Origin of the sequence: Weissella viridescens (assembly GCF_001437355.1) — a bacterium.
In the GTDB taxonomy this organism is placed as follows: Bacteria; Bacillota; Bacilli; order Lactobacillales; family Lactobacillaceae; genus Weissella; species Weissella viridescens.
The window spans coordinates 120,074-133,075 of the sequence record NZ_JQBM01000003.1 but is presented as its reverse complement, the minus strand read 5'-3'; the positions used below and the strand labels follow the sequence as shown (position 1 = coordinate 133,075).

Below are 13,002 nucleotides of genomic sequence, written 5' to 3'. Positions count from 1 at the left end.
GTATTCTATTAAAAGAGATAGGGATAAAAAATTAAGCAGCCAATTACTGCTGCGGTTCCTGCTGCGACTAAAACCCCGCCAGCCGCAACATCTTTTGCGACTTTGGCGAGCGGCTCGTATCGTTCCCCGACAATTAAATCAACAATTGCCTCAACCATCGTATTCACGAATTCAGACATGATCACCATACTAACGGCAATCGTAATCCAAATCCAATCGGACCGGCCTATTCCCAGATAGATGCCAAGACATAACACTAAGATGGCCGCCACAAGATGGAAACGCATGTTGCGCTCACGCCTTAGGACATCAATAACGCCATCCAGCGCATGGCCTAAGGCTTGTAAGAAATGGCGATTTTTTGTGACCTGATGATTATCGGGGGTCTGATTATCGTGTAAGCCCATAATCATCTAAGATTTGGCGTTGCAAATCAAACATTTCTTTTTCATCGGCTTCACTCTTCATATGGTCATATCCATTTAGGTGTAAGAACCCGTGTACCACTAGAAAACCTAACTCTCGTTCCCACGAGTGCTCCAGATATTCGGCTTGTTCACCAATCTTGTCCACTGAAACAATTAAATCACCAATGTTTTTGGGAATCTCTTCAGCCATTTCCTCGTCCATTAACAACGGAAAATCATCGGCCTCATCTTCAATGGCAAATGAAATCACATCTGTTGGCTTATCAAGGCCACGATATTCCCGATTATATCGTTGAATTTCATCATTATTCACAAATGTAACTGACATTTCAGTATTATCGGGTAGACCCAGTGCCTTACCAGCATAATCCAAAACGTTTTTTACAAGTGTCAAATGTTCTTCTGATAAACCTGGTTTTGATTCATCGATTAATGCTAAATCCATATTTGCTCCTTTACTGTTCCAGTTTATTCTTTCTCATTATAGTGATCATACGCCCCGACAATCGCCGCTACAATTGGGTGCCGTACCACATCGCTAGCGTCAAAATGAATCATTTGGATTTGTGGGACATCTTGTAAGATGGTTTGAGCTTGTACCAAACCTGATTTTACGCGTGGTGGTAAGTCAATCTGAGAAACATCCCCATTCACCACCATCTTTGAACCAAAGCCAAGGCGGGTTAGAAACATCTTCATCTGCGCGGTTGTCGTATTTTGCGCTTCATCCAAAATGATAAAGGCGTTATCTAAAGTTCTTCCTCGCATATAAGCCAACGGCGCAATTTCAATCACTTCTCGATCAATTAAACGCTCCGTATGCTCTTTACCGAGAATGGCGAACAGCGCATCATAGATCGGACGTAAATACGGATCAACCTCTTCTTTTAAGTCACCGGGTAAGAATCCAAGACTTTCACCAGCTTCAACTGCAGGTCGGGTAATAATCAAACGTTCCACATCACCCCGCTTTAAGGATGCAACGGCCATAGCAACGGCCAGATAAGTTTTACCCGTTCCCGCAGGGCCAACGCCAAAAGTCACATCTGCATGACGGATTGCGTTGACATACTCCCGTTGATTATAGTTTTTAACGCGAATTGCCCGACCCTTAGCATCCCGAATAATTGTTTCAGTATACATATCAGCAAAATACATCAACGTTCCGCGTTGAACCATGTTCATTGCTGAAACAATATCAGCAGGTCCAATTCGGATGCCTTTTTTAATTAACAGGTAGAGCTCTTCGACGACGGCAATCGTTTGTGCAACAGCGTCTTCTGAACCAATAATGGTTAGTTGAGCTCCCATACCCGTTATTTGAACGCCAAGGCCCTCTTCTAATAACTTGAGATGAGCATCTTGTGGTCCGACGAGACCGATTTCTTGTTCTGGATTTTCAAATTGAAAGTGTTGTTCTATGGTATTTGTCAATTATATAACCCTCTTTTGCTCAGATTACTTATATTATACCTTAATTAACTATGTATCGGGGATGGAATTCCCCGGGATAAATCATATTATGCGAGTTCGCTTTGGACTAATTGATTGATCAATTTTCCATCAGCCTTACCCTTGACCTTCGGCATAAGGGCCCCCATAACTTTTCCCAAATCAGCCTTGCTCGTTGCGCCAACCGCAGCAATGGTTTCTTGTACAATTGCACGTACTTCATCTTCTGAAAGTTGTTCAGGCATGTACTTTGCAAGCACCGCGATTTGTGCGTTTAAGTCTTCTGCTAAGTCATCACGCCCAGCATCAACGTATGCATCACGTTCTTCCACGTGTTGCTTCATTTCACGAGATACCACTGACAATTCTTCGTCAGGGGTTAAATCATGTCCAAGCTTAATTTGTTCATTTGATAAGTCAGACTTCAACATGCGGATAACACTTAGTGCTTCCTTATCTTTGGCTTTCATCGCCGTCTTCATATCGGTACTTAATTGTTCTGATAATGTCATGATTGTGTTCCTCTTTATTTGATAATTTCTAAACAAAAGCCGGACCACCAAAAGGTAGCCCGGCCAGGACGTTTTAGCGTCCCTTCTTGTTCTTGCGCTTACGAGCAGCCTCAGCCTTCAACTTACGTTGTACTGATGGCTTGATGTAATATTCGCGCTTACGGTACTCTTGTAAAGTACCATCCTTTGATACACCACGCTTAAAGCGACGGAGAGCATCATCTAGAGACTCATTCTTACGAACAACAGTCTTTGCCATAATGTTTACCCTCCCTTCCCGTGTGAAGAATTCAACTTATAATGTCGCACACTTTTGTTCAAATTAAATTCTACCAGAATTCTGAAACAAGTCAAACATATTTTTAGAGTTTTGGCTCATAAAACCGACCCGTGGTATGTTCAATGCGCCAGGTCGATGACCAAGCTTTAGGATCGGCTTGTTCCAAAGCATCCCGGAAATCATAACGTTCATATGCCGAAATTACGGTAAAGAGAATCTCTTTCTCGTGATGGTTATACCCACCCTCAGCATCATGCACAATTGTAATTCCACGACGGATGTTCTGTTGCAACATTTCAATGACACGATCAGGCTGTTCAGTCACAATCATCACTTGGAGCTTTTGCTGACGCGTATAAAAATTGTCAATCATATAGGCATTCACAATTAATGAAATCCCCGTATAGAGCGCATATTGCGGTCCAAAAAGGTAACCCGCCGTTAACAAAATAAAGAAATTAAAGGTCAAATTAACTGCACCCATCCGCATACCAAACTTTTTACGGGCAACGATCCCAATAATATCCAAACCACCTGTTGATAAACCGGTTCTAAGGGCAAAACCCGTTCCAAATCCATTAATACCACCACCGAATATCGCTAATACGAGTGGATCATGAACCCAAGTACCCGGTGAGGGTACAATGCGAATGGCGATGGCAGCAAGTAAAAGCGCCAAGGCCGTAAACATGGTAAACCGATACCCCAACTTTCGATAGCCCAAAATCAACACAGGGACATTCAATAGAATCAAGAGCAAGCCAATTGAGATGTTCATGTGTAGGTATCGAAGACCCAGCGTATTTAAAATTTGTGCCAAGCCGGTAAACCCTGATGAATAGATATGACCAGGAGTCCAAAAAATATTAATGGCAATGGCTGAGGTTAAGGCATAAATGATGGCAGCCACAATCCGGGCCGCATATTCATGTCGATCAAAATATAGCATTATCTGCGTCATATTCGCTCACCTTCCTCACTTGAGGTGCCCTATTCTTCTGCCAAATTAGGTGTGTCGGTATCAGCGTATTCTGGTGCCTGCAAACCTAGGTCACCTTCAACTTGTTGTTTTGAAACAGGAGTAGGTGCTTCAGTCATTGGTTCAGTCGCCTTTGAGTTCTTAGGGAAAGCAATCACATCACGAATGTTATCACGACCTGCCAAGAGCATAGCTAGACGATCAAGTCCCAAGGCGATTCCACCCATAGGTGGGAATCCATATTCCATTCCTTCTAACAAGAAACCAAAGGCTTCTTGTGCAGATTCTGGTGTAAAGCCAAGGGCTGATAACATCTGTTGCTGAATGTCCATACGGTGAATACGAATTGATCCAGATCCTAATTCGTATCCATTCAAAACAAGATCATAAGATTGTGCGTGAGCTTTGTGAGCCCCCTCAGTGGTCGCCATTAATGGCAAATCTGCCTCATTTGGCATTGTGAATGGATGGTGCGCTGCAATCCAACGATCTTCCTCAGGTTGATATTCAAAGAGTGGCCAATCAATAATCCAAGCAAATGCCCACTTTTGATTGTCGATGAGATTCATTTCTTTGGCCGTCATGCGACGCAACGCATCCAAAGTCGGATTCACAACGTTAGGCTTATCCGCAGCAAACAAAATCAAATCACCTGCATGCGCACCCGTTGCATCCAAAATTGCCTCACCTTGTTCAGTAAAGAACTTGGCAATTGGTCCAGCAATCCCTTCTTCAGTGACCTTCAACCAAGCTAAGCCCTTAGCTCCAAAACGTTCAACATACTTACCTAGCTTATCGATTTCTTTACGTGAGTAGTGTTCAGCTCCGCCAGGTACGACAATGGCCTTAACCATCCCACCGTTGGCAACTGCACCAGAGAACACACCAAAGTCAGAATCTGCCATCATCTCTGAAAGATCCTGCAATTCCATGTCAAAACGCATATCAGGCTTGTCAGTTCCATAACGACGCATTGATTCTTCCCACGTCAATACTGGAATATCAGTTGGATCTAGGTCATAGTCGACCGTCTTTTGCATAATTGAAGCAACCCATTGACCAACCAATTCACGAATTTCATCTTGATCCATGAATGAAGTTTCCAAGTCAAGTTGCGTAAATTCAGGTTGACGATCCCCACGAAGATCCTCATCTCGGAAAGCACGCGCAACTTGATAATAACGATCAAAGCCTGCCCCCATCAAAAGCTGCTTAAATAGTTGTGGTGATTGTGGCAAGGCATAGAAAGCCCCTTGATAAATTCGTGAAGGTACTAAATAATCACGTGCCCCTTCCGGCGTTGACTTTGCCAAATAAGGTGTCTCAATATCAATGAACCCTGCTTGATCCAAGAATTCGTGCGTAGCAGCCGTAATCTTTGAACGAATTCGCAAATTTTCTTGCATTTCTGGACGACGCAAATCAAGGTAACGATACTTTAAACGTGTTTCATCAGAAGCATCTACCCCGTCTTCAATCAAAAATGGGGTGGTCTTTGATTCAGCTAAGACTTTAATATCAGTTACTTGAACTTCAATTTTTCCTGAATGAATATGTTCATTAATTGCACCCTCAGCACGCTTCTTAACGATACCTGAGACTTCAAGGACGTATTCTGAACGAACTAATTCAGCTACTTCAAGGGCTTCTTTCGAAATCTCATCAGAGAAAGCCAGTTGGACAATGCCTTCACGGTCACGTAAATCAATAAAAATTAATCCACCTAAATCACGTCGCTTTTGGACCCAGCCGTCTAAGACAACCGTCTGTCCTTCATATTGTTCATCAATTAATCCCGCATAGTTCGTCCGTTTCATGTTATTCCTCTCCTGTCTCAACTTCAATTTCCAAGTAATCTGGTAGGGCGGTGTATAGGTCCGTCAACTTAATTTGTTGTTCAACCCCTGTCTGTAAATTCTTTAATTTTGCTGCATGGTCCGCTAATTCGCGATCACCAATCAAAATCATATAGTGGGCATTTTCACGATCAGCAGCCTTAAACTGACCCTTTAACTTACGTTCTTCATAATCGCGATCGGCACTATATCCAAATGAGCGTACTGCTTGGAGCATTTGCATAGCCACCACGTCAGTTCCCTCACCTTGATTAGCCACATAAACGTCCAAGGCAGGCGCATCTGGCAAAACGGCATTGGCATCATCAAGCAATAACATTAGTCGTTCTAACCCAATTCCAAATCCAACCCCTGGCAACTGTGGTCCACCAAACTCTTCTACAAGTCCGTTATAGCGGCCACCACCAGCAATCGTCGTCCATCCCTCTCCAAGTGCTGAACTTTGGGTCATAATTTCAAAAATAGTGTGATTATAGTAATCAAGACCACGTACAGTACTTGCATCAACTTCGTAATCAATCCCTAAGGCATCCAAATAACGTTTTACCTTATCCCAGTGTGCTTGTGCTGTTTCACTGAGGTAATCCAAAATTGATGGTGCATTTTCAACAATGGTTTGATCTTTGGCATCCTTCGAGTCAAGCACACGCAATGGATTCTTTTCCAAACGGGTCTGTGAATCATATGATAGCTCTTCCTTAAATGGGGTCAAATAATCAATTAAGGCCTGACGGTATGCATCACGTGATGCTTGATCGCCAAGTGAATTTATTGTGACTTTCAAATCAGTCACACCCAGAGTTTGGAAAAAGTCTACTGCCATTGCAATCGTTTCAGCATCAAGCGCTGGTGATTCAGAACCAATCGCCTCAACTCCAATCTGATGGAATTGACGCATTCGACCAGCTTGAGGTCGCTCATAACGGAACATTGGTCCAATATAGAATGCCTTATAGGGCTTCGCAAATTCTGGGCCGTATGACTTATTCTCGACAAATGACCGCACGACACCAGCAGTTCCTTCAGGACGCAACGCAATGTGACGCTCCCCTTTATCATAGAAATCGTACATTTCCTTAGTCACAACGTCTGACGTGTCACCGGCTGAACGAGCAAACACATCAAAATTTTCAAAAATGGGTGTTCGAATTTCTTGGTATTGATAATCTGAAAAAAGGAGTCGCGCTGTTTCTTCGACGTAATGCCACTTGTGCGACTCACCTGGTAGTAAGTCTGCAGTTCCTTTTGGTTTTTGGAATGTTTGTTTTGCCATTTTAAAGCCCTCTCAATTTCTAATTTTACCGACAAAAAAAGCCCCTGACAACAGTTCATCACTGTCATCAAGGGCGCATCTTTTTTGCGCGGTACCACCTTGTTTGGTTCTCATACATACCGTAACGGGGTATTTGCGCGCACAATGCGACCTAAAAAGTGTCCCTCTATGGCTAAAACGTGGAACTTACACCAACTTCCACTCGCTGTCGAATTAGATCACAGATTTACTTTCTCATCGGTTCAATATATCTGTACATCATTATCCCCTAGCTGACGGAGCACGTCAAGAGCTAGCTGGCCGGACGACGCTTATTTTTTATGTTCTTCCAGGTACCGTTCAAGTCCATATGGTAGTGCATTTGCAATTTTTTGTTGGAAACGAGCGGTTTTGAAGTGATTAAAATCACGATCAGAGTTGATATACCCATTTTCCATCAAAATCGCCGGCACCTTATTGTCACGAAGGACTAAGTAATCACCGAAAGCGACCCCTTTATTTGGCATATTTTTAGGCATTTCAGGGGAAATCGCTGTATTTACTGCGCTAGCCAAGTCCTTTGAACCATTCTTCGTATGATAATAGTAAGTTGTATAGCCACTGGCTGAATTTGATTCAGGAGCTGAATCAAAATGGAATGAAATAAACATATCTGAGTGGCGCATTTCTGCTATTTTTGGAATATCTGGTAATGCCACTAGTTTATCTGTATCACGAGTCATAATCACGCGCGTACCATGTGATTTCAACTCAGCTTCTACCTTTTTGGCCAACTCTAATGTGTACTTCTTTTCATATTGATCATGATTTGAAAGGGCCCCTGAATCAGAACCACCGTGGCCGGGATCCAAGACAACGGTTGCCTCTGATAGTGGTGATAATTTTGATAGCGGCTGCGTCCGTTCAACTAACCAGCCCGCTACCCACGCTTTAGATTCATCTTCCCGACGAACCTCATACCAGCCACTTTCCCGTTTCAAAATTTGGAGATGTTCACCCTTTTTTAAAACACCGGCTCCTGGTGCTAACACACCACGTTCTGTGTGAATGGGCACATTACTAATTTTAACAGTTACTTGTTGGCGGTGTAGCAAAAAAGTCGTTGTCATTACTGCAGTTGTTAAAAGTGTTAAAACAACCACAAGCGGGACCCAAAAGCGCATCAGCCACCGCCGAATAAGTTGCCAAATCGTTTGCAAGGTCATCGTCATCATCCTTCTTTATTTATAATAATTCTATCTTACATGAATTTATCAAAAATGATACTAAAAACCCCGAAAGTTTCCACTTTCAGGGTTTCATCGCATTTAAAATGTTTAAAACATATCGCCAGTCCATTCGGACGTAGGCATTTCGTCAAAGTCATATTGTGCAACATCTGAAACGTGAAGTAAGACCGCATGAGCTGGAATGGCCATCATCAAATTGACACTCCCATTTGGCTTTTCTTTAAGCAAAATAACTGGCTTTTGATTGGCATTGGCATAGCCAATTTCCCAAGCAGTTCCTGGATCAACAAAATCATCAACATAGTCAATCACGGCCACGACAACATCCGCCTGATCAATATGATCGCGATCAACCTTGAATGTCGCAGCTGCCCATTCGCGCGTACCCATCTCAAATTCGGCACATGTTTCTGAACGAGGACTGAAGAAACTAGCCACAGTTGGGTTATTCGTCAATGCTTGTTCCATCCGTTCAATGCGTTCAATTTGTTCGGCATCAAAAAAAGGCCCTGCTAAATATACATTTTTCATTTGTTCACTTGCTCCTAAGTTTATTTCAATATCATTTTATCAAAATAAACCGAACGTAACAAGTCGTTAAATTGAATAAATCGTCAAATCACGAACTAATGTGCACTTATAATCAAAATTGTTCCACGTATTGTCTTTTCTGATCCTTAACACCACCCAAGACAAACTTAGCATGGTCATGTGTGATGTCGAGTTCACGGTCAGCAGAACCGAGTACCACTGAGTCAAACATTTTTTCGTATTCAGCAATTGACAGTTGGGTTCTTTGCGCCAATAAGTTAGGCAACTGTTCTTTGATCAAGCCCTGATTATATTCAGGTTGCAACGTTAGCGAATACATCTCACCTTCAGCACCTGAACCATATGAAAATAGTCCTAATTCATCCCCTGCTGCTAACGTATCATCATTTAACAATAACGACATTAAACTCAAGTAAGCTGATCCAGTATAGAGATTACCAATTTGTTTATTGTAGCGACGACTCGCCTCAAATGAATCCATCAATGCATGTTGTTTTTGCTCAGCAACTTCAGGTAAGACATCGCGTAATGCCTTGAGTCCCATCTTCGTAAACGGTAAATGGAAGACCAAAGCTTTAAAGCTATTCAAGTCACGGCCAGTTTGTGATTGATAACGTTCCCAGACTTCCTTAAAGAAATCACGATAGATATTAGCTGAAAACTTTCCATCAACCACAGCAGTTGATGAATCATTTGGGCGCCAGAAATCCATAATTTCATCAGACATAAAGACATTATCTTGATTTAACGTTGCAATCGTTGGATTAGCCGTCACCAGCATTGCAACAGCTCCAGCTCCTTGGGTCACTTCACCACCAGTATTAATACCGTAGCGGGCAATGTCACTTGCGATCACCAAAACTTTTGCCTTCGGGTGTAGGGTCACATAGTCACGGGCTTGCATTAAACCATAGGTACCTGAGTAGCAGGCTTGCTTAAGTTCAATTGTTCGAGCATAACGGTTAATCCCCAATAATTTTTGAACATACACTGCCGCGGATTTTGATTGATCAACACCGGATTCGGTTGCAAAAATAACCTCCTCAATTTCCGCCCGATCAGCTTGCGTTAACATTTGATCAGCTGCATTCGCCCCCATTGTCACCACGTCCTGTGTCGCAGGTGCGACGGCTTGTTGTGTTTGTCCAATCCCAATTAAATATTTGTCAGGTGCTTCACCACGGGCATGAGCCAAATCAACCATATCGATATAATATTGTGTTGAAAAGAAACTCATTTTATCGATTCCAACTTCCATTTTATGCTTCCTCCATTCTTAATTGAATCATTTGTAAGACCTGACGTGCCACCTCAATTTTACGCATCTTTGGTAAGGCAACAGGCGCTTCATTTTTGAACAATAATGTAACAGCGTTATCTGCTGAACCGAACCCAATATCAGTTTGTGATACATCATTTGCGATTAGCAAATCAGCCTGTTTCTTTTCAAGCTTAACTTGTGCATGCTGTAATAACTGTTGTGTTTCCGCCGCAAACCCGACTAAGTATTGATGCGTTTTTTGTGCACCCAACTCGGCCAGAATATCAGGGTTTTCAACTAACTTTAAATGCAACGCTGTTGTGTCTTGTTGCTTTTTCATTTTTTGCGTAGCTGGCTCGGCAATGCGATAATCTGCCACTGCAGCAGCCATAATCACTAGGTCAGCCGCTTCATAATAGCGTTGCAACGCATTTTGCATTTCTTGCGCAGTTTTAACGTGTACAACGGTCGTAAATGGTGGGGGCGTTAAATCAACGGTAGTAATCAAGGTCACTTGCGCGCCTTGTTCAACAGCTGCCTGTGCGAACGCATACCCCATCTTACCTGATGAATGATTAGCGATATAACGAACTGGATCAATCGGTTCTTGCGTACCGCCAGCTGTCACAACGACATGTTTTCCGGATAACGTCTGTTCATCAGCATTTGCTAATACATTGATTTGAGCGCACAACGTTTCTGGTTCAGCTAAACGACCAACTCCCGCATAGCCTTCTGCCAACATCCCCTGCTCAGGGGCCATGATCGAAACACCATCGCTTTGTAACTGTGCAAGATTACGTTGCACTGCCGCATTTTGGTACATATTCGAATTCATGGCTGGAGCCACAGCAATACCAGTATGGCGAGCAATCACCACACTTGATGCTGCGTCATCTGCAACACCAAGCGCCATCTTAGCGATAAAATTGGCACTGGCTGGTGCGACAACCATATAATCCGCCCAATCCGCAAGCTCAATGTGGGCAATGGCTGGGTCGGTTGTTTCAGTGAACAAATCAGTTAACACTGGATGTGTTGTCAAAACACTAAATGTTTTAGGTGTTACAAATTCACAAGCGGACTTCGTCATGACAACCCGAACATCAGCTTGGGCTTTCACAAGTAATCGCACCAAAGTCACAGCTTTATATGCAGCAATGCCGCCCGTGACGACTAACACTATTTTTTTACCCACTAACATGGCTCCACAATCCTTTTTATCTATTTTAGAAGTCTATTTTACCACTATCTACGTAAATTCGGTTGTTTTAACGCAAAATAAAAGGAGTCAGCAAGCTGACTCCTTTTATTTAACCCCCCAAGGTTATACTGCTGACACCCTTGAAAAAGTGTTCCTCTTGATTCATTTGCAAAACTACGATATCCGTAGCCCCCTCTTGCAAGCCCTCAAGACTATGTTATTAGAATAAACAATATTCAAACATTCCGCCATGCTGAATTTTTTTAATTCGTAAAAAAATACGCAGAATCATATCGAGATTGATTAAATAGCCTATCTTTTCCGATTTTGATAGTACTTAATTGATAATTGCATCGCATCTTGCACAAAATGATCAATTGTATGATTATCTGGAAATACATTCCAAATGTATCCTGGAACCGTATACTCACTCTCAATGGCAATATCTGAAATATAAAAGTCTGCCGGTTCCCCCACTGAAACAAACTCAAAATTAATATTACGTCGATTAGCAAGCTGCTGCCGGATTAGCTCATCCATTCCCGGATGGTAGACAAAACCAATCGCCACACGAATAGGTGGCAAAATCATGGCTGGTGTCAAATGAACAATAATTGCATTGAAATAGTCCTCAAACATGACCCGTCTAAACTTCGGAACATCTTCAATTTGCCAAACATCAGCTAATGTTACGAGTAAATCGCTCGTAAACTTCGCATGAATTGGAAAATTACGCTCTAATACACCAATGTCCACTGAGCTCTGCACCAAATCTTTTAAGAAATATAATGTCCGTAAATTGCTGCTTAATGTAGCCTGTAGTAATTGCGCTTCAACCACTGACGGAAGTTGACTTTGAAAAGCGGTTTCGTAGTTATTACGCAACGTTAGTGTCAATCGTTTTAGACGTGTCTGAACTTCACTTCGTAACATTTCTTCAGGAACATCAGTCACTAACCCGCTCGTAAACATCGTTAAAATTGCAAATTGCGCTTCAATTCTTAAGACATGCTCTGGTAAATCGACAAACTCCCGCATCATATCAATTAAATGCGCATTTAATTGTTGATAGGCCTCAGGCCAGTCGGCTGCATCAACCAAAATATGTGGTAAATCTTGATCATGTAAATAATGACCATTCTGAACTCGAATCAACCAAATCAAGACTTGAAGGGAAATGACTCGCTCATTCGTCATATCCTGGGTTAAGCCATAAATATCCAATAATTTATCCACGAGTTGATCTGTTACCAAATGATCTTGTGGTGTTGATTGAATGATTGTCGTTTCGATTTGTGCATGATAATACCGCATTAATTGCATAAAAAAGGCTCGGACAACAACTTCATTACCAACGATTCGGTTATTCTTGCTTACTTCAATATCTTGATTCAAAAATGCTTCTTGTATTTTTTGTTTAGCAGATCGCACTGCAGCGACCGAAATATTGTGCCGATCTGCAAAATTTTCATACGAATCGACCTGTTCGGTTAACATTTCCAATAAAAGCACCCATGCTATTGAGCGCTTTCGATACTGGTACTCTAAAGCCAAGGTGTTAATTTGTACACTATGGTTAATTTTAATTACTTTCCCCTGCATATCGTACTTGTCATCATCACGCCCCCCCCGTTTGTTGCGTTTCAAGATCACGTACGAGTGTTTCTAACGTTGACAAAACACGATATCGTGACCAGTCCAAATCATGCATCACGGTTGTTACCGGAACAACATCATCCAATCTTGATAATAAATAATCATTTAAGCGCACGATATCCTGTTCATGTCGATCTAAAACCCATCTTAACTTGTCCACATCTCTCTCCCCATTTTTTGTAAAGAATGTGATTATTTTATAGTATATGAAGATACATTGACAAGTCATAAAAAAAATTTCCGAATTCGTAATTTTTTTGTTGCATGACCTTTCATATTCTGGTATATTATCTCTTGTTGTTAATACGTGATTTATTTTC

14 protein-coding genes are annotated in these 13,002 nt (G+C 42.1%); all 14 read right to left on the bottom strand.

The annotated features are described in order from the left end of the window. Positions 1-8: 8 nt before the first annotated feature. Entirely contained in the window at positions 9-413 is a 405-nt protein-coding gene (locus IV50_RS05640) for a diacylglycerol kinase family protein (protein ID WP_057746332.1), read from the bottom strand. Then, the gene (ybeY, locus tag IV50_RS05635; RefSeq protein WP_057746329.1) at positions 391-873 is read right to left on the bottom strand and encodes an rRNA maturation RNase YbeY; all 483 of its coding nucleotides are present in this window, start codon (positions 871-873) and stop codon (positions 391-393) included. Before ybeY ends, IV50_RS05640 begins: the two co-directional genes overlap by 23 nt. 23 nt (positions 874-896) lie before the next feature. Further along, positions 897-1,862 carry a PhoH family protein gene (locus IV50_RS05630; protein WP_057746327.1) on the bottom strand — a complete coding sequence of 322 codons (966 nt, stop codon included), beginning with the start codon at positions 1,860-1,862 and terminating at the stop codon, positions 897-899. Positions 1,863-1,948: 86 nt separating this feature from the next. After that, the gene (locus IV50_RS05625; RefSeq protein WP_057746324.1) at positions 1,949-2,392 is read right to left on the bottom strand and encodes a GatB/YqeY domain-containing protein; all 444 of its coding nucleotides are present in this window, start codon (positions 2,390-2,392) and stop codon (positions 1,949-1,951) included. A gap of 73 nt (positions 2,393-2,465) precedes the next feature. Further along, positions 2,466-2,651, bottom strand: coding sequence for a 30S ribosomal protein S21 (rpsU, locus tag IV50_RS05620; protein WP_042493485.1), 186 nt, complete (start codon positions 2,649-2,651; stop codon positions 2,466-2,468). Positions 2,652-2,754: 103 nt separating this feature from the next. Then, positions 2,755-3,633: a YitT family protein gene (locus IV50_RS05615; protein WP_057746321.1), complete on the bottom strand. Its 879-nt coding sequence runs from the start codon at positions 3,631-3,633 to the stop codon at positions 2,755-2,757. A 29-nt stretch (positions 3,634-3,662) separates the two neighbouring features. Continuing rightward, positions 3,663-5,468 (bottom strand): aspartate--tRNA ligase, encoded by a 1,806-nt coding sequence (gene aspS, locus IV50_RS05610; protein WP_057746319.1) that lies wholly within the window; start codon positions 5,466-5,468, stop codon positions 3,663-3,665. A 1-nt stretch (position 5,469) separates the two neighbouring features. After that, positions 5,470-6,780 (bottom strand): histidine--tRNA ligase, encoded by a 1,311-nt coding sequence (gene hisS, locus IV50_RS05605; RefSeq protein WP_057746316.1) that lies wholly within the window; start codon positions 6,778-6,780, stop codon positions 5,470-5,472. A gap of 311 nt (positions 6,781-7,091) precedes the next feature. After that, positions 7,092-7,985, bottom strand: a complete 894-nt coding sequence (locus IV50_RS05600; RefSeq protein ID WP_057746313.1) for an N-acetylmuramoyl-L-alanine amidase family protein — start codon at positions 7,983-7,985, stop codon at positions 7,092-7,094. Positions 7,986-8,096: 111 nt separating this feature from the next. Then, a complete protein-coding gene (locus tag IV50_RS05595; protein ID WP_057746310.1) occupies positions 8,097-8,540 on the bottom strand; it encodes a nucleoside 2-deoxyribosyltransferase in 444 nt (147 codons plus the stop codon). 112 nt (positions 8,541-8,652) lie between these two features. After that, the gene (locus tag IV50_RS05590; RefSeq protein WP_057746307.1) at positions 8,653-9,819 is read right to left on the bottom strand and encodes a hydroxymethylglutaryl-CoA synthase; all 1,167 of its coding nucleotides are present in this window, start codon (positions 9,817-9,819) and stop codon (positions 8,653-8,655) included. A gap of 1 nt (position 9,820) precedes the next feature. Further along, on the bottom strand, positions 9,821-11,026 hold the full coding sequence (gene coaBC / locus IV50_RS05585; RefSeq protein WP_057746304.1) for a bifunctional phosphopantothenoylcysteine decarboxylase/phosphopantothenate--cysteine ligase CoaBC: 1,206 nt from the start codon (positions 11,024-11,026) through the stop codon (positions 9,821-9,823). Between the two features lie 312 nt (positions 11,027-11,338). Continuing rightward, positions 11,339-12,628 carry a helix-turn-helix domain-containing protein gene (locus tag IV50_RS05580; RefSeq protein ID WP_057746301.1) on the bottom strand — a complete coding sequence of 430 codons (1,290 nt, stop codon included), beginning with the start codon at positions 12,626-12,628 and terminating at the stop codon, positions 11,339-11,341. A 16-nt stretch (positions 12,629-12,644) separates the two neighbouring features. Then, positions 12,645-12,842: a hypothetical protein gene (locus tag IV50_RS05575; RefSeq protein ID WP_057746298.1), complete on the bottom strand. Its 198-nt coding sequence runs from the start codon at positions 12,840-12,842 to the stop codon at positions 12,645-12,647. Positions 12,843-13,002: the final 160 nt, after the last annotated feature.